Origin of the sequence: Erythrobacter sp., assembly GCA_019739335.1 — a bacterium.
GTDB lineage: Bacteria > Pseudomonadota > Alphaproteobacteria > Sphingomonadales > Sphingomonadaceae > Alteraurantiacibacter.
The window spans coordinates 1,520,788-1,541,952 of the sequence record CP073261.1; the positions used below are offsets into that span (position 1 = coordinate 1,520,788).

A 21,165-nucleotide genomic window follows, 5' to 3' on the forward strand; every position below is an offset into this window, starting at 1 on the left:
AATGTCGATTGAAGCCCGTCTGATCGCACTGGGTATCACCCTGCCTGAGGCCGCTGCACCGGTGGCCGCCTATTTCCCGGTGGTGGTGGCAGGGAACCTGGCCCATGTATCCGGGCAACTGCCCTTCATTGACGGCCAGCTCGTCACCGGGCGGCTGGGCGAAGACATATCGCTGGAGCAGGGACAAGCGGCGGCCCGCGCCTGCGCGCTGATGATCCTGGCGCAGGTCCGCGCGGCAGGCATCGCGCTCGACCGGGTGGAGCGGGTGGTCAAGCTGGGCGCCTTCGTCAATTCGACCGGGCACTTCACCGATCAGCCGAAGGTGGCGAACGGTGCCAGCGAGCTGATGGTGGAAGTGTTCGGCGAAGCGGGCAAGCACGCCCGTGCTGCTGTCGGCGTCCCCGCGCTGCCGCTGGGTGCGGCGGTGGAAGTGGATGCCGTGATTGCGCTGACCGCTGGCTGAAGCCGTGGCTGGAGCGATTTCTGGCGCGACCGACTGGCTGACGCGGCAGGCCTATGCCCATCGCGGGCTGCACGACAGCGAGATTCCTGAGAACTCGCTTGCCGCCTTTGCCGCCGCCATCGAACGCGGCCTCGGGATCGAATGTGATCTTCGGGTGAGCGCCGACGGGCGGGCGATGGTGTTCCACGATGCCGATATCGAACGGCTCACCGGGCAGCCGGGGCTGACGCAGGAAAAGACCGTCGGCGAACTGACCGCCCTGACGCTGGGCGGTACATCGGAGACGATTCCCACGCTGCGTGATATGCTGGCCATGGTCGCAGGGCGCGTGCCGCTGCTGCTCGAACTCAAGACCGATCGTCGCGAAAGCGTCCACGCGCTGTGCCGCGCGGTGCGCCGCGATATCGACGGCTACACAGGCGAACTTGCGGTGATGAGCTTCGATCCGCGGATCGGCGAATGGTTCGCGCAGCGGATGCCTGATGTGGTGCGCGGGCTGGTGGTGACCGAGGAGAATTCGCGTACCGTGGCGGGCGGGGTCAAGCGACGCTTGTCTGTGCTCCATGCCAGGCCGCAGTTTCTGGCCTACGATATTCGTGACCTCCCCAGCCGCTTCGCCTCGCGGCAGGTGAAGGCGGGGCTGGCGCTGCTGACATGGACCGTGCGGAGCGCCGCGCAGGTTGAGACCGCCAAGGCCGCAGGAGCGACCCCCATAGCCGAAGGTCCGGGGGTGGCGGCGTGGGAGTCGCTCGCCTAGATAGGTCCGCATGGCCGACCAAGCGCTGACCGCCCGCATCCTGCCCGCCGTTGGCGCGATTCCGAAGGCGGACTGGGACCGGCTGGCCAGTGGCGCGAATCCCTTCGTCAGCCACGATTTCCTCACCATCATGGAGGAATCGGGCAGCGTCGACCGCTTGGGCGAGCAGGGCCACACCGGCTGGCAAAGCGCACCGCTGGTGCTGGAGGATGAGACCGGCCGATTGCTCGCCGCCATGCCAAGCTATCTCAAGCTGCACAGCCAGGGCGAATATGTGTTCGACTACGCCTGGGCCGATGCCTGGCACCGCGCGGGCGGGCAGTACTACCCCAAGTTCCAGATCAGCGCTCCCTTCACCCCCGCCACTGGCCCGCGCCTGCTGCTCGCCGACCCCGTCTATGCTGGACCGCTGCTCCGGTCTGCCCAGCAACTGGTGGCGCAGAACGGCTGGTCGAGCGCGCACGCCACCTTTGTCGAACCGGAGCAGGTGCCGCTGTTCGAGGCGGCGGGCTGGCTGCGGCGGGAGGACATCCAGTTTCACTGGACCAATCACGGGTTCGCCAGCTTCGACGATTTTCTCAGCACCCTCACTTCGCGCAAACGCAAGGACCTGCGCAAGGAACGGGCGGCGGCCAACGAAGGGGTGGAGGTGCGGGCGTTCACCGGCGGCGATATCCGGCCCGAACAATGGGACGCTTTCTGGCTGTTCTACCAGGACACCGGATCACGCAAATGGGGTACGCCGTACCTGACCCGCCAAGCCTTCGACCTGTTCGGGGAACGGATGGGCGACCGGCTGTTGCTGCTGCTGGCCTTCGAGCATGGCAGACCAATTGCCGGGGCGCTCAATTTCATCGGCGGGGACGCGCTCTACGGGCGCTATTGGGGCTGTCTGGTCGACAAGCCCTTCTTGCATTTCGAGCTCTGCTACTATCGCGCGATCGATGCGGCGATTGAACTTGGTCTCAAGCGGGTGGAGGCGGGCGCACAAGGCGGGCACAAGCTGGCGCGCGGCTATGCTCCGGTGGCGACCCATTCGCTGCACTACATTGCCGATCCGGGCTTCCGGCAGGCCGTGGCACAATTCCTCGAAGCCGAGCGGCGCGGGGTGGCAATGGACCGGCTGCACCTGGAGCGGCGCACACCGTTCCGGAAAAACTAGGCCGCGCGGCTTTCACCCTGCCGCAGCCATTCGCGGGCACGGCGCTGGGCTTCGGAGATTTCGCGCGCAGTCATTTCGTCGGAAATATCGGCCCGGCACCAGCTGGCGGCCTCGTGTCCGCCGGTCGCGGCGAGATTGAACCATTTGTGTGCCTCGATCAGGTCGCAGTTCACGCCGTGGCTGCCGGTCGAGTAAGCGACCCCGAGATCGTAATAGGCATTGGTATCCCCGTCGGCCGCAGCAGCAAGGCAGCGCGCCACCAGCATGTCGGCCCCGCTTACATCGGCGGGCGTGTGCTTGGCGAAAGTTTCGATCCTGGCCAGTTGCATGATCCTGTTACCCCTGTTTTCGGCCCGGCGAACACGCCCGGCTTCCGTGGGGCCGATGTTTTGACGAACGTGGTCAAGAAATTGTTAACGCAGACGGCGGTTTCTGGGTTTGCCGGTCCGGCAAACCCGACGCTTGGTGTGTCATGCCGATGCACATTGCTGTTTCTTACACCTCTTGTTCCAGATTGCCGCTTGTGCGGCCAAACAGCCGCCCCTATAGGCGCGCCCGACCGATACGCCTTTGCGGCGCATGGTGACAGACCCGGTAAACGGGCGGCCGGTGCCGCAGCAGGGAAGGCCCAGTGTAGAGGGATCCGGAGCACCTGATGGCTACTGCCACGCATGACGATATCGACATCCTGACCAAAGCCAAGCGAGCCCTGCCGCGCGATTACACGCCGGATGACGCCGAAGAGTACATGTCCGCCAAGCAGCTGAATTATTTCCGTGTTCTGCTACTCGAATGGAAAAAGTCGGTGGTTCAGGCGGCGGAGGGCACGCTGCAAAGCCTTCAGGACGGGCCGATCCGCGAACCCGATCTGAATGACCGTGCGTCGAGCGAAACCGACTGGGGAATCGAATTGCGCACTCGCGATCGCCAGCGCAAACTCATCGCCAAGATTGATGCCGCGCTGCGCCGGATCGACGAGGGCGAATACGGCTGGTGCCAGGTGACGGGAGAGCCGATCGGCGTCAACCGGCTGATCGCACGCCCCATTGCCACCATGACGGTGGAAGCACAGGCCGCGCACGAACGGCGCGAAAAGATTTCCCGCGACGACTGACCCGTTCCGGCACAGTTTTACATTTGGGCGGGTAAATTAACGCCTCGTTAGGCTTCTTCGGAGCAAATTCACGCCATAGCAAAGTCCGTGCTTCCGTCGCATTGCAGATTGGGGCCGGGAGCGCAGGATTTCGAGGACGACAGTGAACACGATGAGCAACGTCGATACCCGCCAGGTCGGTCGTGACAGTCTCTTCCTGTTGGCCCAAGTCCGCGTGGACGGGCAGGAGAAAGAGGCCCGCGTCAAGGTCCGGAACCTTTCGGCAGGCGGCATGATGGCCGAGGGCGATGTCAAGGTGATGCGCGGTGCGCATGTCTCCGTGGAGTTGCGCAATATCGGCTGGGTCGAAGGATCGGTGGCGTGGAAGCAGGACAACCGCTTCGGCATCGCTTTCGTCGACGAAATCGATCCCCGGCTGGTTCGCGCACCGGTGGCCACCGCGCCGAGCACTTTTGAACTGCGGCGCCTGCCTGCCGGCCTTAACGACGATCCGGCTTCGCTGCGCAAGCTCTGACAAGACTGCGACGCGCTTGCGGTTGATGAAGGCCGCGCCGGGGCCTATCGCTGACCACGATGGACTTTCCGCACACCCTTACGCGCTTTGGCTGTCGCGCCGGCCTCGCTCTGGTGACGACACTGCTGCTGGCGGGCTGCGGTTCGGGGAATGACGGAACGCTCGATGTCGCGCTGATCGGCACCCCCGAAGCGGTTTTTACCGAGGATCTGCGGCTTTCGGCGACCGCGCAGCACTTGCGCGCGGCAACCCAGAGCGGCCTTGTGGCTTTCGACGCGCAAGGCGAAGTCGTACCCGCACTCGCCGAAACCTGGCTGCCGACCGAAGACGGAATGAGCTACGTCTTCCGCCTGCGAGACATTCCGTGGCCGGACGGCAGCCCGATGACCGCGCAGAGCGCCCGCAGCGCCTTGCTGGAGGCGATGGACGATCTTGCAGGTACATCACTCGCGCAGGATCTTGCACCCATTGCGGAAGTGCGGGCAATGGCAGGCAGGGTGATCGAAATCCGCCTCTCGGTGCCCGAACCCGATCTGCTGCAATTGCTCGCGCAGCCCGAACTGGCACTACGTCACAGTGGCGGGGCCACCGGGCCGATGACACTGGTGCAGGGCGTCGAGACCAATGACGGTGAAGAGCGCAGCACAGCGCGGCTCGAATTCCGACCACCCATCGAACGCGGCTTGCCAATGGACGAGGACTGGCAGGAGGAAGTCCAGCCAGTAGAGATTACGGTGGCTTCCGCCGCCGAAGCTATCGCAATGTTCGATTCCGGAGAGGTCGAACTGGTGCTGGGCGGCGATCTGGGCAGTCTGCCGCTGGTAGAAACCGGGCCGCTGACTTCGGGCACGCTGCGGATCGATTCCACTATTGGACTGTTCGGCCTGCATGTGCGCCGCGCCGAGGGGCTGCTTGGCAATGACGGGGTACGCGAGGCACTGGCAATGGCCATTGACCGGACCGCATTGCTCAGCCCCTTCAACATCGGCGGTTGGGCTGCAACGACGCGCCCGGTATCACCCGGCCTGCCCGGTGATACCGGGCTCGTTCTGGAACGCTGGCAGGATACCGAGATTGCCGAATTGCGGGAGGAAGCGGCAGCAAGGGTTGCCGCCTGGCGCCGACAATTCGACGAAGGCGATCCGGCCGCGCCCGCCATTTTGACCGTGTCGATGGACGAAGGGCCGGGCTGGGATCTGCTCCTGCGCGGTCTGTCGCAGCAACTCGCGCAGATCGGCATAAGGCTCGAACGAGCGGAATCCTTGCGCGATGCCGATCTGGTGCTGGTCGACCGGATCGCCCGCTATCCCGCGCCGCGCTGGTTCCTCGGCCAGTTTCACTGCGGCCTGCGTCGGGGGCTGTGCAGCGAGGATGCTGACAGGCTGCTTGCGCAGGCAGCAGCGCAGGCCAATCCTGCCCTCCGCGCGACGATGATGGCGCAGGCCGAAGCGCGGCTGACGCTGGAGAATGTCTATATCCCGTTCGGCTCGCCGCTGCGCTGGTCGCTGGTGCGCGGTAATGTCGATGGGTTCGAGGCGAATGCCTATGCCTTCCATCCCTTGCCGCCGATGGCGCAGCTCCCCAGATAAGCGGGAAGGAGAACCGCTGCGATGGCCGATTTGCGCAAACCCGTTCCAATCACTGGCGATCCGATGCGTCCGCGCCCGATGGGGCTGGACCTGCCGCTGGGCAACGATCCGCATTCGGCGCGCCGCCGCATCGAGGCGATGGAGCAGGTGCTCGAACGCGCTTTCGTGATTCCCGGCATCAACCGCCCGGTGGGGCTCGATGCGATTGTCGGCCTGATTCCCGTGGTCGGCGATATCATCGCCATGGGTATGGGCGCCTACATCGTCTGGGAAGCGCGCAATCTCGGTATGTCCAAGTTCCAGTTGCTGCGCATGGCAGGCAATGTGGCGATGGACAGTGCGGTAGGCGCGGTGCCGGTGGTGGGCGACCTGTTCGACTTCATGTTCCGTTCCAACAGCCGCAACCTGCGGATCGTGAAGAAGCATCTCGACAAGCATCACCCGCATACCAAGGTAATCGAGCAGTAGGGGGTGATCGAGCAGTAGTTTCATTGGTCACGGCTTGCCGCTAAGGCTGCGGCATGGCCAAAAGCAACGTTACCTATTCCTCCTACCTCGATCTCGAGCGCATCCTTTCGGCGCAGCATCCCGCGTCCGATGCGCATGACGAATTCCTGTTCATCATCGTCCATCAGGCCAGCGAGCTGTGGCTCAAGCTGTGCCTGCACGAGCTGGAGGCGGCGCGTGAACTGGTGATCGCCGACGATCTTGGCCCCGCGTTCAAGATGCTCGCCCGCGTGGCGCAAGCGCAGCGACAGCTGATTTCGAGCTGGGACGTGCTTGCGACGATGACCCCGCACGATTACTCGCTGGTGCGCCCGCATCTGGGCAAGTCGAGCGGGTTCCAGTCGGCGCAGTACCGGCTGATGGAATTCATCCTCGGGGGGCGGAATCCTGATATGGTGACCATGCACGAGGCGGTGCCCGAAGTGGCGGCCAAGCTGCACGCCGAACTGGAAAGGCGGAGCCTCTACGACGAAGTACTGGCGCTGCTGGCGCGGCGCGGCTTCGCGATCCCCGACGAGGTGCTGGCGAGCGACCTGCGCGCGCCGCACGCCCTGAACGAAGCCGTGGTCGAGGCCTGGGCACAGGTTTACCGCGAACCGCGCCGCTATTGGGACCTTTACGAGCTGGCGGAGAAACTGGTCGATCTGGAATACCATTTCCAGCGCTGGCGCTTCGGCCACCTGAAAACGGTCGAACGGGTGATCGGCTTCAAGCGCGGCACCGGCGGCACGGCGGGGATTCCCTATCTCGAAAGCGTGCTCAAGCTGGGGTTCTTCCCCGAACTGCTGGCGGTGAGGACCGAGCTTTGAACTGGGCCGAGGAAGCCGCGCGGCTCGACGCCGCCGATCCGCTGGCGCAGTGGCGAGGCGAATTCCGGCTCGACGAAGATCTCGCCTATCTCGACGGCAATTCGCTCGGCGCGCTGCCCAAGGCGACGCCGGAGCGGGTCGCGCAGGTGGTGCGCGGAGAATGGGGCGAGGGGCTGATCGCGAGTTGGAATGCTGCCGGCTGGATCGACCAGCCGCAACGCGTCGGCGCGAAGATCGCCCCGCTGATTGGCGCTACGCCCGACGAAGTGATCGCGGCGGACAGCGTTTCGGTCAACCTGTTCAAACTCATCAGCGCCGCGCTCGCGATGCTGCCGGGGCGCAAGGTTGTGCTCAGCGAGCCGGGCAATTTCCCCACCGATCTGTACATGATTGCAGGGCTCGAAGCGCAGGGCCTCGCCGAACGGCGGCTGGCCGCCCGAGAGGACTTGGCGGCGGCGCTGGATGAAGATGTGGCGCTGCTCCTCCTCACCCACGTGCATTACAAGACGGGCGAAATGTTCGACATGGCCGCGCTGACCAAGGCGGCGCACGAGGCGGGCGCGCTGGTGCTGTGGGATCTGTCGCACTCGGCGGGCGCGGTGCCGGTGGACCTCACTGCCGCACAGGCCGATTTTGCTGTCGGCTGCGGCTACAAGTATTTGAACGGCGGCCCCGGCGCCCCCGCCTTCGCCTATGTTGCGCAGCGCCACCACGCCGATCTGGTGCAGCCCCTCTCCGGCTGGATGGGCCACGCTGCACCCTTCGCCTTCGCCGATGACTACCAGCCCGCGCCCGGAGTAGCCCGCCTGCTCTGCGGCACCCCGCCGATCCTGGCGCTGAGCGCGCTGGAAGTGGGTGTGGAGCTGGTAGGGCGCATCGGCATTGCTCCGCTGGTGAAGAAATCACGAGTCTTGTCCGAATTTTTCCGTGCAGCAATGGCCGAGTTGGTACCCGAACTCGCCTGCATTTCCCCCGCCAACGCGACAGCGCGCGGGAGCCAACTCTCTTTCCGGCATCCACACGCTTACGAGTTGTGTCAGGCCCTGATTGCTCGCAAGGTCGTGGGAGATTTTCGAGCCCCCGATGTGCTGCGCTTCGGATTTGCCCCCGCCTATGTTCGCTTCATCGATTGCTGGCGTGCAGTGATTGAGTTGCGCAGCATTCTCGATAGCGAGGAATGGCTGAAGCCGGAATTTGCCGAGCGGGCGGCAGTAACGTGATAGAAAGCCATGCGGCGGGCCTCGGCAGTTACCTCGTGGCCTAACGCCGGGTGCAATTTACCGGTTGGAAGCGCGAAGCATCTTTCGCATAACCGCGACGGACGAAATCTTCGGCCAGGCGCAGGAGCCGGTCGCACGGCAGTTCCGCACCCATTTCGAGCGCCAGTTCCAGCGCCCGGGCAATATCGGGAGGACGGGCAACCAGCGCGGCACCCGTCAGGGAGTTGGCTTGCCAGTGCCCCGGCGCCGCATAGCGCGCGGCCATCGCTTCGCGCCCTTCCGGGGATGCAACCAGTCGGGCAAACAACTCCCCCGCCCGATCGGGCAATTCGCCCGTCGCCAATAATGCGCTGACTCGCTGAGCGGCGATGGTGTGTTCCCCTTGCGTGAGCGCCGCCTGTGCACTTGCCGCCTGCGGCAGTGGATCGCGCCAGCTGCGCGCCGCTGCGACTTCGAGCGCGGCAGTTGCAGAAGCGGCATTGCTTTGCATCCCTTCGGCCAGCGCCAGCATGGTGAGGTGATTGGCCGGGAGCGGGCGATAGCGCAGCAATCGCTGCGCCTCGGCCAACGCGCGCTCGCCGTAGCCCTGAGCCAGTGCCTGTCGCGTGCGCTGTTCGCTGGCGAACCCGACGTATGCAGAGGGCACCAGCGATGCCAGTTCTCCGTCATACCGTGAACGGCGATCGACCTGCGCAACAGTGGCGAGCAATGCGAGCAGAGTCAGCAGGGTGAACCAGATGGCCCGTCCAATCACTAAGCTGGCTCCCGCTGTCGCGCGACCAGCACTACCAGCACCGCAGCCGCACATAACAGCGCCTGGTTGCGCAACGGGTAATCCAGCAGTGATTGCAGCGCGATGCAGCCTAGCCCCGTCCCGGCGCCGAAATGCAGCCAGCCATCGCCTTTAGCCGGGCCGCGCAGTACGGAGAACAGCACCCAAGCCAACCAGGCCCCGGCAAGAAGCAGCGCAATGATACCCCCTTCGATGGCGATCTCAAGCCAGTCGCTATGGGCCCGGCCTGCCTTTCTCGGAGACACGTACTCCAGCGATTCATGGAGCTGGAACACTTCGTCGAACGTGCCCATTCCGCTGCCCACCGGCCAATAGTTTCCGGTAGCGAAATAGGCGTCGTCCCACATCTCCACGCGATCGGTTTCCAGCCGATCAAACCGGTCGAGGCTTTCCGCTACCCGCCCGCCGGACAGCGCCGATACCCCCAGAATGGCTGCCAAAACGCCTGCGAGAGCGACGCCCGCCATGAATGTCTGCGGACTTATCGGAGCGGGATGGAGCGCCCGACCAACCCGCCTCTGCCAAGCCGCAAATGCCAGCCGCACCAGCACAAATGCGCCAGCCGGCACCAGTAGCACCATCGCGCTGCGCGACTGGGTCAACACAACGCCAAATGCCAGCAGTGTCGCAGCCACACCCCGCGCCAGCAGCCACAACCTCCGCTGCGCCAGCGGCAGCGCGGCCAGCAGGATCAGCGAAAGGACGAACAGCAGTCCGGTGGAATTGCGGTTCGCAAAAGTGGCGTAGAGGACATCGGGCGCGGGGGAGATCGGGTAGATCATGGCGGTGCTGTTGACCGATGCCAGCTGCACTGTTCCCAGGAGCATTGCCGCGAAGGCTGCGGCCGCCATTGTCAGCGCAAGCCGCGCTCGTTCTTCGCTCGCCAGCGTGCTGCCGATCGCGATGATCGCGGCGGGGGCAAACATGCCGAGGAATGCAACGAGCGAGCGTGCAGGATCGAGACTCAGCGGAGCCCAGGTCGCCGGGTCGATCCCTGCCAGGGCATGACTCTCCACCACGGGTGCTCGTCCCGGCAGTTCCTGCCATATTGTGGGCGGGAGCGGGATGATCTGCAGCAGTGGAAACGCCAGCGACAGGAGGAGCAGGGCAAGGAGCAATCGCGGTGCCTGCTCGACAAACGCCACCAGTCGTCCGGCATGGACGGCAAGCAGTGCTAGGGCGGCAAGCTGGATCGCCAGATTGTGCAGGCCATAGGCCACGCCGCCACCGCCAATGGCCAAGGCCAGTACGACCAGCGCTTGCAAGTGCAGCAAGGGAGCGACCAACATTTGCCTTGCAGTCGAGCCGACCATCAGCCGCGAAATGCAGGGACTGATTTGCCGGGACAGAAACGGCCCGCATTCTCAGTCGAAGCCATTCCAACTGCGACTATGTAGGATTTCGCGATTTGCTTAATTGGCACCAGGGGAGGCGTTATCTTCATCGACATCGCCTGCAATCACGAAGATCAGCCCGACAACAATGGCCCCGCCGAACAGCCACCATAGGCCGCCGAAATCGTCATCGTCGTCATCAATCACGCCTTCTGCCATGCCAACCGGAACGGCGGCCCGGTCGAAACTGACGACAGCATCCGACGAACGCGTATTGGCCTGAGCGGCGATCGGTGCGAAGGCCAGACCAGCAGCCGCAAAGGAGGCGAATATCTTTTTCAGCATTGGCTGGCTCCCGTTCGAAGAATGCAGCAGAAGTACGATACTCCACCGCCGCCTATCCCGCAACTGCGAATAAGGGGTAATACTTAATTGCTGATGACGCCTCCTCTCTGCGCGCTTATCGCCAAAGCATGAGCGGAATAGCGGCAGTCTTCCATAGCGATGGACCGGCGGCGGACCTTTGCACGATCTCGGCAATGACTGCCACCCTGGCGCATCGTGGCCCGGATGGCACCCGTCATTGGCAGCAGGGCTGGCTGGCGCTGGGTCATTGCGCCTTTGACACCAGCGCCGAGGAACTGACATCACGCCAGCCACTCGCAAGCGCATGCGAAAGCCTCGTCCTGGTCCTGGACGGCTATCTCGCCAATTTCTATGACCTGCGGCACGATCTTACGGCGCGGAGCGCCCTCCTCCGCAACGCGTCCGATGCAGAACTGGTGCTGCACGCCTACCGCGTGTGGGGGGAGGCTTGCCTCGATCACCTAGACGGGGAGTTCGCCTTCATCATTTTCGACAAGACCCAGCAGCGGCTGTTCTGCGCATGCGATCATACCGGCCTGCGCCAGCTGCATTATCACTGGGATGGTCGGACATTCGTCGCTGCCACCGATATCGCCGGAGTGCTTGCCGCACTGCCTTTCGATCCGCCGCCCAACTTGCCCTATCTCGCAGAACATGTGGCCAATGCCTGGTTCACCAGCAATGAGACCCCGTGGCAGGGCCTAATGCGCCTTCCCGCCGCGCATTGCCTCACGCTGGACGTGAACGGGCCGCGCCTGCGCGAATACTGGCACTTGCCGACGGACGTCACTATTCGCCACAAGAGCGACGCGGAATACGCCGAACATTATCGCAGCGTGCTGACCGAATGTGTATCTGCCAGCGCCCGCACCCACGCGCCGCTCGCCTGCGATGTCAGCGGTGGGCTCGATTCCTCGGCCATCTTCTGCCTTGCCGACCGGCTCGCCCACGAAGGCCGATTGCCCGCGCCCGACTTGCTCGGCTTCACGCTGCGCGCGCCGACGGGAACGCCGGCGGATGAGGCGGACTATGTCCGCGCGGTCGAACGGCAGACCGGGCGTACCGTTGAAGCGGTTGACCTTTTCTGTCCCGATCTCGACTGGTTCGCGGCGCAGGGCGCAGCCGACCGCCGCCTTCCTTTCCTGCCCAACACCGTGATGCTGCGCGATATTGCCGCTGCCGCCGCCGCACGGGGTTGCCGGGTAAATCTGGTCGGGCAGGGCGGCGACCAGTGGCTCGACGGACACCCGCACCACATCCGTCAGGCCTTGCGGATGGGCGATTGGCGGGCTCTGCGGCAGAACCTGCGCGCCGACTGGAGCGGTATGGGCGCGGGCTGGACCATGAGGGAAATGGTGCGCCAGACTGTGACGGCCTGTCTGCCCGACTCTTTGCGCGGCATACTGCTCGCCAGGCGGGATCAGGAGAAACCGTTTGAGGGCGCGAACCCAAGCCTGCTCAGCCCGGCCATGCGGGATGCTCTGGCAGCTCGCCGCCAAAGCCAGATCGAGCGACGGGCAAGTGCCTCTCCCGATGCACGCCTGAAACTCGCCAAGCTTGAGTTTCCCTTTGCCAGGCTCGTTTATGACATGATGAACCTGCAAGCGTCACAAGTAGGCATCGAATATCGCTACCCGATGTTGTCACGCAAATTCATAGAGTTCAGCGCAGCGACGCCCGAACACATCCGCTGGCGCGGCGGGACCACCAAATACATTCATCGTCTGGCGCTACAGGGCATCTTGCCCGACAAGGTGCTCGAGCGCGAAAGTAAAGCGCACTTCAGCCAGACCTTTCACTTGCATCTCTCCCGGCTGGAAGCCGCTTGCACTGACGCACTTGAGGATGACATGTATAGCAAGCTCATTGTGCCGGACGAGCTCCGGCGAGAATTTACAATTGCGCGTGAAGACTCGATTGACCGGATGCCAATATGGACGCTATGGGGGAGCTTCGCATCCGCAGCATTTCTTGAAGCCCGAAATAGCGGACTGCACGGGGGTTTATCGCAATGAACAACAGCCAGAAAACCGGCAAGACAGTTTACGTTCGTCCCGCACTCACGGTGTTCGGATCTGTTCGTAACCTCACTGGCGGCAGCCTCGGCGATGTTGGCGACGGCGGAGTGCAAAGCATGGTCATGTCCGATCCGCGCGCGAAAGAAAACATCCAGCGCGTCGGCACTCATCCTGCGGGCTTCGGGCTTTACCGGTTCGACTATCGCCCGGAATACCGCGACGCACACGGCGCCGGTCGCCAGTTCGGGGTGATGGCGGACGAAGTGGAAGCGATCGTTCCGGCCGCCGTGATCCGCGATGCCAGCGGTTATGCCCGCGTCGATTACGCGCAACTTGGCATTGCACTCGCCTGATTGAGCTTGTGGTACGGCGCTTCGGCGCACGCCGGGGGACGCAGTGACAATGGCAGGCGTCCTTGCCGAACATCACGATTATCTTGCGCTCAAGAACCGCCACGCGCTTTACGCGCGGGCTATTGCCCAAGTCGTCCGCTCCGGAGACGTGGTGGCCGATCTGGGCTGCGGCTTCGGCATTCTCGGCATCCAGTGCCTGCAAGCGGGTGCGGCCCATGTGATCGGGATCGATCGTACCGACGCGATTGAGATTGCCCGCGAAACCGTGTCCCGCGAGGGACTGGGCGATCACTACACCTGCATTCGCGCCAGCAGCTTCCGCGCCGAACTGCCCGCACTCGTCGATGTCATCATTTGCGACCATGTCGGCTTTTTCGGCGTCGATTATGGCATAGTCGAAATGCTGGAGGACGCGCACCGCCGGATGCTCAAGCCGGGCGGGAAAGTGATGCCGCGCCGGATCGTGCTGCAAGTGGCGGGGGTCTCTTCCGCGAGATGCGGCGATCTGGCGCGGATGTGGAGCCAGCCGCCGGTGCCCCGCGAATATCACTGGCTGGACAGCTATGCCGCAAATGCCCGCCATGCAGTTGATCTGGGGGCGGGGGATGTCTGCTCGCCGCCGGTCACACTGGGCAGCGTTCCGCTGGGCGAGGATAATCCTGCCACCCTCCAATTCAGCGCCCGGATCGAAGTGTCGCACGATGGCCAGCTTCACGGACTGGCCGGGTGGTTCGACTGCGAATTGGCAGAAGGCGTGTGGATGACCAATTCGCCGCTTGCGGAAAATTCGATCAGGCGTTCGCAAGCATTCTTCCCGCTGACAACGACTTTGGCGGTGGAGAAGGGTGAGTTGATCGATGTCGCGTTCTCGATCCGCCACGATCACCCCATCATCACCTGGACTCTCACCGTTCCCCGCACGGGCGAGCGGCAGGTCATGTCCACCTGGAAAAGCACGATCCTGACGCAGGCCGATCTCGCCGTGCAGACAGGGCGCAATTTGCGCCCCAATGCTCTGGCCCGCGCCCGCAAGGCACTGCTGGCGCTGCTCGACGGGACACGCAATGCCGCCGAAATCGAAGCCCACCTGCTCACCGTCGAGCCGCCGCTGTTCCCCACCAGCGCAGAACTGCGCCGCTTCGTGAAAGCCGAGCTCGGCAGCGTGAGCGAATGAGCCCGGGGCCGCGCCTGCAACAAGGCGAAGCGCGGGAGCAGGAAGAGCTGGCGAGCGCACCCTACGATCGCTGGCTCTCCCCCGATGGCTACACGGTGGCCGAATTCCATCGTACGCCCACCGGTTTCCTGCTGCGCTTCCCCGACCGCGCCGATTTCGCGATTGCCGCCGATGGAAGCAGCGCGACTTGTCACCCCGTGTCCGATTCCGATTCCAAGGCTATTGCCGCGCTGTTCGCCAATTCGGTCGCCCCGGTGATCGGCAACCATCGTGGCGAGTTGAACCTGCACGGCAGCGCGGTGGTGGTGGATGGGAAGGCACTGGCATTCATGGGCCTCTCCCGCCGCGGCAAGACCACGCTCGCGGGAGCTTTTGCCAAGGCCGGCTTTCCGTTCCTGACCGAGGACGTGCTGGCGCTGGAACCGCGTGACGGCGGCTATCTTGTCGCTCCGCAAGCTCCGGGATTGCGGGTTTTCGGCGATAGCGCGGCCTGGCTGCTGGGTGTTGCCGCAGAGGCGCACCCCGAAGATGAGAAGCACGAATTGTCGAGTAGCGCTGGCCTGCCTTCTGCCGACAAGGCTGTTCCCCTGATGGCGATCTGCATTCTCGGCCCGGGCGTTGCGGAATCCTTGCAGATGACTCCGCTCGGCGAGGCGGCGGCGCTGGCCGAAGTGCTGCGCCACGGTTTCATTCTCGACGTCGAGGACAAGGCGCGGCTGCACGCCCACTTTGGCAGGGTCGCGGCTTTGGCTGGGGCCGTGCCATGCTATCGGCTTGACTACCCCCGCCGGTTTGACCAGTTGGCAGGCGTGGTGGAGGCAATCGCCGACCACTTTGCAGAGAGCGAAGCAGCCGATGGAACTGACTGACCGGGTGCAGCAATCGAGCGAAGTCGTCGCCCGCGAAGTCGGCGGCGAGACCGTGCTGCTGCATCTCACCGAGGGGACCTATTTCGGCCTCAACCCGGTGGGCGGACGGATCTGGAGCTTCCTTGACGGGCAGGTCCGGACTCTCGGCGAAGTCTGCGCGATGCTGGTGGAGGAATACGAGGTCGACGAAAGCGAAGCCCGCGCCGATGTCCTCGCGCTAGCCAGCGATCTGTGCGCCAACGGACTGCTGGACACGGTGAAGGGCTGACTTTCAGCGGCGCGTGACAAGCCGCCACGGCAAGGCTGCGAGCCTGCGCAGTTGCAGCATCGGCAGCGGCCACTTTTCCGCTTCGGGATATCGCTCACGCAGATGCGCGCCTGAGGGGAACAAGTGATTGCCGATCAGTCGCAAGCGATCCCCGAATTGCGCCGTTGCCCGAAAATCGGCAATGATCCGCTGGTGCGCCGATGCGCGCGAGAGATAATGGCTGGCGGGTGTTTGTTCCGACGCCTGCGCGAAAGTGTCTTCGACTTCCGGCGGAATTGCAAAAGCGAAAATCGCGGCGGCCTGCCGCAAGTCGGAAAGGCACAGTTTGGCAAGACCGGCGGACAGAGCCTTTTCGGCCAGACTTCGCCATTCGCTGCTCTCAAAATCAGCGGCTTGCAGGAAGGTATCGTGGCACCAGATCAGCCGATAGCGCGACAGCACCCGCGCATTTCCGGCCAGATAGCCCAGTTCCCGGTGCTGTGCGTGGTTGACGCAGTTGTGGAGGAACAGGCTGACGGTATCGGGAGCGAGCGCGGAGGGGGACAGGCGCGGAAGGGCCATCGGCTGGGCAAAGAACTGCTCCGCCCGCAACACCGTGTTCAGCGCCGGGGAACCCGTCACTTCCCAGTGCAGGTCCACTGCGTGAGTGAAACCGTCCCCGGCAGTGCGTAACCAGGTTTCCTGCGCCAGTTGGCGGCCTTCGTTGCGGATGAATCCCTCGCGCGCCAGTACTTGCTGCGCTTTGGCCAGATCGCTCGCGCGCACCAGCACGTCCGAATCCCCGCGCCGCCGGATCGCCGGATCGGCGTAGACCGAATAGGCCAGTGCCGTTCCCTTCAGCACCAGCGAGGCCATTCCGGCGGCGGCCAGCCGTTCGATCAGTGCTGCCAGCACAGCATGATGCGAGGCCTCCCACAGCGATTGCAAATGCGCTTCGGCGCGGATCGCGTGGCGCAAGCTATCGGGCCAACCGTGCATCAACTCTTCGCGCGCCAGCAGTAGTCCGGCGATGCCGTGATAGGAGACGCGCTGCGATACGTTCGCACTGTCAAACATAGCGGGCCACAGCGCCGCTTTCCCGGCGAGGCAATCGGTCAGGAAGCCATCGATATCGCTTTCGCCCGTCATTGCGCGCACCTAGCGCGATTGGCCCCCGCACTCCACCAGTTCGCGGTTGACCGCAGGCACGCCCGTTGCCATGCGCTACGTATTCCCGCGAGGCTCCACCGCCAGGCGCGGGCAGGGGCATGGCGCATGAAATCCCGCAAAGGCATCATCCTGGCCGGTGGATCGGGCACGCGGCTCTACCCGCTGACGCGCGGTGTTTCGAAACAGCTGATGCCGGTGTTCGACAAGCCGATGATCTACTATCCGCTGTCCACACTGATGCTTGCGGGGATTCGCGAGATTCTCGTCATCACTACGCCGGAGGATCAGGACCAGTTCCGCCGCGTGCTGGGCGACGGTTCCGACTTCGGGATTTCGCTTTCCTACGCCGTCCAGCCGCAGCCCGAAGGGCTGGCGCAGGCCTTCCACATCGGCGCGGATTTCCTCGGCGATCACCCCGTTGCCTTGGTGCTGGGGGACAATATCTTTTACGGCCACGGCCTCCCCGAACTGCTGGCGTGCGCCTCGGCGCGCGCGGTGGGGGCTAGCATTTTCGCCTATCGGGTGAACAACCCGCAAGATTATGGGGTCGTCTCGTTCGACGCGGACGGAAAGGCTGGGTCGCTGGAGGAAAAGCCCGCGCAGCCCAGATCGCACTATGCCGTCACCGGACTCTATTTCTACGACGAGACGGTGGTCGAACGCGCGCGCAAGTTGCAGCCCTCGCCGCGCGGCGAGCTGGAAATCACCGATCTCAACCGCCTCTATCTCGACGAAGGCGGGTTGGCAGTGGAGATCATGGGGCGCGGGTTTGCCTGGCTCGATACTGGCACCCACGGCTCGCTGCTCGATGCCGCCACCTACGTCCGCATCACCGAGGAACGGCAGGGACTGAAGATCTGCTGTCCGGAAGAAATCGCCTGGCGACAGGGCTTTATCGACGACACGCAGCTGGAAGCGATTGCCGCTCCCTTGCGCAAATCGGGCTATGGCGAATACCTGCTCGGCCTGCTGCGCGAAGGCGCGCGCTGATGCGGTTCGTTCCCACCGCCCTCGAAGGGCTGCTGCTGATCGAACCGCAGGTGTACGGCGATGACCGCGGGTTCTTTCTGGAAAGCTGGAGCGCAGAGAAATTCGCGGCGGCGGGGCTGGATGTGTCCTTCGTACAAGACAATCACTCGCGCTCGCAGAAGGGCGTTCTACGGGGGATGCATTTCCAGAACCCCGGCGCGCAGGGCAAGCTGGTGCGGGTGGTATCGGGTGCGGTCTATGATGTGGCGGTGGACCTGCGCCGCTCCTCGCCGACATTCGGGCAATGGTCCGGGTTCGAGTTGTCGGCAGAGAACCGGCGGATGTTGTGGGTGCCACGCGGCTTCGCCCACGGCTTTCTGACGCTGGAGGATGACACCGATTTCCTCTACAAATGCGATGCCCCCTATGCGCCCGGTTCGGAGCATACGCTGGCCTGGGATGATCCCGATGTGGGAATCGACTGGCCGCTCGACGGTCTGGATGTGCAGCTCGCGGCCAAGGATCGCGTGGGCAAGTGTCTTGCCGACGTGGAGACATTCGCGTGAAGGTGCTGGTGACCGGAGCCAAGGGCCAATTGGGCCGCGCCTTGCTGGCGACTGCGCCCGAAGGTGCGCACATTCACGCCGTCGATGTCGATGAGTGCGACCTGACCGATACCGAAGCGACCAAGGCACTGGTCGCCGGCCTGGCTCCCGATCTCATCATCAACGCCGCCGCCTATACCGCCGTCGACCGGGCCGAAACCGACGAATCCACAGCGCGGGCGATCAACGCCGACGCCGTTGCCGCGCTGGTACAGGCGCATTCCGGCAAGCTGGTGCATGTCTCGACCGATTTCGTCTTCGATAGCCGCTCCAGCCGTCCGTACAGGCCGGATGACCAGCGCGCACCGCTTTCCGCCTATGGCCGCACCAAGGCAGAGGGGGAGGATCACTTGCGCGTTTCCGACCTGCTGGTGCGCACCGCCTGGGTCCATGCCGCAGGCGGTGCGAATTTCGTGCGCACCATGCTGCGACTGATGCGCGAGCGCGACGAAGTGCGGGTGGTGGCAGACCAGATCGGTGCGCCGACATGGGCGACCGGCCTCGCGCGGACGATCTGGGGACTGGTGGACAAGCAAGCGCAGGGCATATTCCACCACTGCGATGCCGGAGTGGCAAGCTGGTACGATTTCGCTGTCGCGATTCAGGAGGAGGCACTCGCGCTGGGGATGCTCAGCCGTGCGGTGCCGGTGATCCCCATAACTAATGCCGATTACCCCACCCCCGCCGCGCGACCCGCCTTCTCGCTGCTCGATTGCAGCAAGACTCGCGCGCTGCTGGGCGACGGCCACACCCACTGGCGCGAGAATCTGCGGCTGATGCTGCGCGAGGAGGAGGCGCTTGGCTAACCTGCTCATTACCGGCGGCGCGGGCTTTATCGGCGGCAACTTCGTTCATTACTGGGCAGCGGAGCATCCCGACGACACGCTGGTGGTGCTCGACAGCCTGACCTACGCGGGCAATCGCTCGACCATTGCCGGGGTGCCCCAGGCCGAACTGGTGGTGGGCGATATCCGCGATACCGCGCTGGTCGAGCGCCTTTTGCGTGAGCGGGGCATTGAAACCATTGTCCACTTCGCCGCCGAAAGCCATGTCGATCGTTCGATCAGTGGGCCGGATGCCTTTATCGAGACCAACATCCTCGGCACCAACAGTCTGCTGAAGGCCGCGCGCGCGGTGTGGCTGGAAGGAAGCGGCGTGCCGCACCGGTTCCACCATATCTCGACCGACGAGGTGTTCGGCTCGCTCGGCCCCAACGATCCGGCGTTCCACGAAGCCACGCCCTACGCGCCCAATTCACCCTATTCCGCGAGCAAGGCCGCGTCCGATCATCTGGTGCGGGCGTGGCATCACACCTTCGGGCTGCAGGTCACCACCAGCAATTGCTCGAACAATTACGGGCCGTACCAGTATCCCGAGAAGCTGATCCCGCTGTTCCTGCTCAACGCGCTGCACGGCCGCCCCCTGCCGATTTATGGCGACGGGATGAACGTGCGCGACTGGCTGCATGTCGAGGACCACTGCCGGGGAATCGCTGCCACATTGGCGCGCGGCACGCCGGGCGAGACCTACAATATCGGCGGCGGCGCGGAATTGCCCAATCTGGCGGTGATCGACACGCTGTGTACTGAAGTGGACCGCGCCTTTGCCGGGATTGCCGGGCTGGCCGAACGGTTCCCGGACGCTCCCGCCGCGCAGGGCCGGTCGACGGCAGAGCTCAAGTCCTTCGTCACCGATCGTGCGGGGCATGATCGCCGCTATGCCATCGATGCTTCGCGCGCGCGAGCCGAACTGGGCTATGCGCCGCAGCATGGCTTTGCCGCCGGGCTGGCGCAGACCTTGTGCTGGTATCTTGAAAACGAGGTGTGGTGGCGGTCGCTATTGCGATAACGCCATCCGCCGCGCGACCCAATGCAGGGCGATGAACTGGGCCAAATTGCGGATCAGCACTGCCGCCAACGCCCCCGCCGCTGCTCCGGCCAGCCCGTAAGGCGCGATCAGTGCGGCGGCCAGCCCCATTCCGGCCAACGTCGCGACCACTTCAATCCCGGCCACCAACCCCTCGCGTTTCATCATCACCAGAGCGCCACCCACCGGACCGAAGCCCACATTCACCAGTTGCCCCAGCAACAGCAGTTGCAGCGCAAGTGCGCCCGAAACAAAGGTCTCGCCAAACAGGCCAAGCAAAGGGTCGGCGAGCAGGGCAATGCCGATAGCGGCAGGGAGGCATAACGCCAAACCCAGCAAGCGCACGCTGCGCAGGATGCGGAAGATCTCGCCGCGGTCCTCACCCGCCGCTGCCTTGGCCAGATGCGGCGAGGCCATCAGCCCGAACGAGGCGTAAACGATGCCGAGCAGCAGCGCGATCTGGAACGCGGTGCGGTAAATCCCGGTATCGGCAACGCTGAGCCATGCGGTGACGATCACCAGCAGCAGCCAATCGCCCAGCATCTGGATGATCTGTGGAGCGATGATCGCCGCACCACGCATGGTATCGGGTCGCTCAACGGCAGGGAGGGGATCGCCCGTGACCATCCGATGCACGGCATAAAGCCCGACCCCGGTCGCCAGCAGCAACCCGCCGACGTAGAGCGCAGGCGGCAACAGCGGTCCCGAGTCTGCTCCGAAGAACCACACCAGCCCCAGCCCCAGCGCCGCGAGGCCCGAATAGAACACTCCCTCCAGCGATTGCGACAGCACCACGTCGCCGCGCGAACGCAGGAAAGCATTGGCCAGCTTGAGCAAAGGCAGCAGCAGCACGATCGGTGCGGACAACTGGAGGAAAGCGAGGGCCTCGGGCTGGTCGAGCACCCGATCGCTCAGAAGCGGGGCGAGCAACACCAACAGCACCAGCATCGCCACCCCGGCTCGGAGCACCAGTTTCTGCATGGCGCGGTAGATCGCCATTGCCCTGTCCGCCTGTCCGCCGCTCAGCAGCGGCCCGACTTCACGGACCAGCAGGATATCGAGCCCGAGGCTGACGAACATCGATACCGTGGTCGCGGTGGTCACGCCCAGCTGGTACAGGCCGACCGCATCGGCACCGAACATTCGCGCCACCAGCCAGACCAGGACGAAACTCGCCAGCGCTCCCGCCGCCCGCAGGCCGAGGCCGAGCAGCATGTCCCAGTGCAGGCCCCCGCCGATCCGCATCGATATTCACCCCCGGCCACA

General features: G+C 64.3%; 24 protein-coding genes. 18 read left to right on the forward strand and 6 right to left on the reverse strand.

Annotated features, from left to right (window positions below; translation table 11 throughout):
* Position 1 precedes the first annotated feature (1 nt).
* From JY451_07560 to JY451_07570, 3 genes are read left to right on the forward strand one after another with little or no spacing between them, the layout of a single operon-like run.
* A complete protein-coding gene (locus JY451_07560; protein QZH76381.1) occupies positions 2–463 on the forward strand; it encodes a RidA family protein in 462 nt (153 codons plus the stop codon).
* Positions 456–1,220, forward strand: coding sequence for a glycerophosphodiester phosphodiesterase (locus JY451_07565; GenBank protein QZH76631.1), 765 nt, complete (start codon positions 456–458; stop codon positions 1,218–1,220). Before JY451_07560 ends, JY451_07565 begins: the two co-directional genes overlap by 8 nt.
* A 10-nt stretch (positions 1,221–1,230) precedes the next feature.
* The gene (locus JY451_07570) at positions 1,231–2,382 is read left to right on the forward strand and encodes an N-acetyltransferase (protein QZH76382.1); all 1,152 of its coding nucleotides are present in this window, start codon (positions 1,231–1,233) and stop codon (positions 2,380–2,382) included.
* On the opposite strand, the gene JY451_07575 is transcribed toward JY451_07570, so the two are convergent.
* Positions 2,379–2,711, reverse strand: coding sequence for a sel1 repeat family protein (locus JY451_07575; GenBank protein QZH76383.1), 333 nt, complete (start codon positions 2,709–2,711; stop codon positions 2,379–2,381). The two genes, JY451_07570 and JY451_07575, sit on opposite strands and share 4 nt — an antisense overlap.
* A 326-nt stretch (positions 2,712–3,037) precedes the next feature.
* Here JY451_07575 and dksA point away from each other — a divergent pair, with 326 nt between their 5' ends.
* The 6 genes from dksA (at position 3,038) to kynU (ending at position 8,135) form a co-directional block, all read left to right on the forward strand.
* Positions 3,038–3,496, forward strand: a complete 459-nt coding sequence (gene dksA, locus JY451_07580) for an RNA polymerase-binding protein DksA (GenBank protein ID QZH76384.1) — start codon at positions 3,038–3,040, stop codon at positions 3,494–3,496.
* A gap of 151 nt (positions 3,497–3,647) precedes the next feature.
* Positions 3,648–4,010, forward strand: a complete 363-nt coding sequence (locus tag JY451_07585; GenBank protein QZH76632.1) for a PilZ domain-containing protein — start codon at positions 3,648–3,650, stop codon at positions 4,008–4,010.
* 59 nt (positions 4,011–4,069) lie between these two features.
* Entirely contained in the window at positions 4,070–5,599 is a 1,530-nt protein-coding gene (locus JY451_07590; GenBank protein QZH76385.1) for an ABC transporter substrate-binding protein, read from the forward strand.
* Positions 5,600–5,677: 78 nt separating this feature from the next.
* Positions 5,678–6,067, forward strand: coding sequence for a DUF4112 domain-containing protein (locus JY451_07595; protein ID QZH76633.1), 390 nt, complete (start codon positions 5,678–5,680; stop codon positions 6,065–6,067).
* A gap of 53 nt (positions 6,068–6,120) precedes the next feature.
* Positions 6,121–6,915, forward strand: a complete 795-nt coding sequence (locus JY451_07600; protein ID QZH76386.1) for a tryptophan 2,3-dioxygenase — start codon at positions 6,121–6,123, stop codon at positions 6,913–6,915.
* Positions 6,912–8,135, forward strand: coding sequence for a kynureninase (gene kynU, locus JY451_07605; GenBank protein ID QZH76387.1), 1,224 nt, complete (start codon positions 6,912–6,914; stop codon positions 8,133–8,135). Before JY451_07600 ends, kynU begins: the two co-directional genes overlap by 4 nt.
* Positions 8,136–8,175: 40 nt before the next feature.
* Here the strand turns inward: kynU and JY451_07610 are convergent, their stop codons facing one another.
* The 3 genes from JY451_07610 to JY451_07620 all read right to left on the reverse strand — a co-directional run bounded on the left by JY451_07610 (position 8,176) and on the right by JY451_07620 (position 10,607).
* Positions 8,176–8,889 (reverse strand): hypothetical protein, encoded by a 714-nt coding sequence (locus JY451_07610; GenBank protein QZH76388.1) that lies wholly within the window; start codon positions 8,887–8,889, stop codon positions 8,176–8,178.
* Positions 8,889–10,217, reverse strand: a complete 1,329-nt coding sequence (locus JY451_07615) for an O-antigen ligase family protein (protein ID QZH76389.1) — start codon at positions 10,215–10,217, stop codon at positions 8,889–8,891. Before JY451_07615 ends, JY451_07610 begins: the two co-directional genes overlap by 1 nt.
* Positions 10,218–10,340: 123 nt before the next feature.
* Complete coding sequence (locus JY451_07620) at positions 10,341–10,607, reverse strand: hypothetical protein (GenBank protein ID QZH76390.1); 267 nt, start codon at positions 10,605–10,607, stop codon at positions 10,341–10,343.
* A gap of 194 nt (positions 10,608–10,801) precedes the next feature.
* On the opposite strand from JY451_07620, the gene JY451_07625 reads away from it, so the two are divergent.
* The 5 genes from JY451_07625 to JY451_07645 are packed head-to-tail and all read left to right on the forward strand — an operon-like array spanning position 10,802 to position 15,310.
* Positions 10,802–12,643 (forward strand): hypothetical protein, encoded by a 1,842-nt coding sequence (locus JY451_07625; GenBank protein QZH76391.1) that lies wholly within the window; start codon positions 10,802–10,804, stop codon positions 12,641–12,643.
* The gene (locus tag JY451_07630) at positions 12,640–12,999 is read left to right on the forward strand and encodes a tail fiber domain-containing protein (GenBank protein QZH76392.1); all 360 of its coding nucleotides are present in this window, start codon (positions 12,640–12,642) and stop codon (positions 12,997–12,999) included. The genes JY451_07625 and JY451_07630 overlap by 4 nt, the downstream gene beginning before the upstream one ends.
* Positions 13,000–13,048: 49 nt before the next feature.
* Positions 13,049–14,173 carry a methyltransferase domain-containing protein gene (locus tag JY451_07635; protein QZH76393.1) on the forward strand — a complete coding sequence of 375 codons (1,125 nt, stop codon included), beginning with the start codon at positions 13,049–13,051 and terminating at the stop codon, positions 14,171–14,173.
* On the forward strand, positions 14,170–15,042 hold the full coding sequence (locus JY451_07640; protein ID QZH76394.1) for a hypothetical protein: 873 nt from the start codon (positions 14,170–14,172) through the stop codon (positions 15,040–15,042). The genes JY451_07635 and JY451_07640 overlap by 4 nt, the downstream gene beginning before the upstream one ends.
* The gene (locus JY451_07645) at positions 15,029–15,310 is read left to right on the forward strand and encodes a PqqD family protein (protein QZH76395.1); all 282 of its coding nucleotides are present in this window, start codon (positions 15,029–15,031) and stop codon (positions 15,308–15,310) included. Before JY451_07640 ends, JY451_07645 begins: the two co-directional genes overlap by 14 nt.
* Before the next feature lie 3 nt (positions 15,311–15,313).
* Here JY451_07645 and JY451_07650 read toward each other — a convergent pair whose 3' ends face one another.
* On the reverse strand, positions 15,314–16,438 hold the full coding sequence (locus JY451_07650; GenBank protein ID QZH76396.1) for a nucleotidyltransferase family protein: 1,125 nt from the start codon (positions 16,436–16,438) through the stop codon (positions 15,314–15,316).
* A gap of 126 nt (positions 16,439–16,564) precedes the next feature.
* On the opposite strand from JY451_07650, the gene rfbA reads away from it, so the two are divergent.
* The 4 genes from rfbA to rfbB are packed head-to-tail and all read left to right on the forward strand — an operon-like array spanning position 16,565 to position 19,881.
* The gene (gene rfbA / locus JY451_07655; GenBank protein ID QZH76397.1) at positions 16,565–17,449 is read left to right on the forward strand and encodes a glucose-1-phosphate thymidylyltransferase RfbA; all 885 of its coding nucleotides are present in this window, start codon (positions 16,565–16,567) and stop codon (positions 17,447–17,449) included.
* Positions 17,449–17,994 (forward strand): dTDP-4-dehydrorhamnose 3,5-epimerase, encoded by a 546-nt coding sequence (rfbC, locus tag JY451_07660; protein QZH76398.1) that lies wholly within the window; start codon positions 17,449–17,451, stop codon positions 17,992–17,994. Before rfbA ends, rfbC begins: the two co-directional genes overlap by 1 nt.
* Positions 17,991–18,839 (forward strand): dTDP-4-dehydrorhamnose reductase, encoded by an 849-nt coding sequence (rfbD, locus tag JY451_07665; GenBank protein ID QZH76399.1) that lies wholly within the window; start codon positions 17,991–17,993, stop codon positions 18,837–18,839. Before rfbC ends, rfbD begins: the two co-directional genes overlap by 4 nt.
* Entirely contained in the window at positions 18,832–19,881 is a 1,050-nt protein-coding gene (rfbB, locus tag JY451_07670; GenBank protein QZH76400.1) for a dTDP-glucose 4,6-dehydratase, read from the forward strand. Before rfbD ends, rfbB begins: the two co-directional genes overlap by 8 nt.
* Here the strand turns inward: rfbB and JY451_07675 are convergent.
* Positions 19,870–21,144 carry an oligosaccharide flippase family protein gene (locus JY451_07675; GenBank protein QZH76401.1) on the reverse strand — a complete coding sequence of 425 codons (1,275 nt, stop codon included), beginning with the start codon at positions 21,142–21,144 and terminating at the stop codon, positions 19,870–19,872. The two genes, rfbB and JY451_07675, sit on opposite strands and share 12 nt — an antisense overlap.
* Positions 21,145–21,165: the final 21 nt, after the last annotated feature.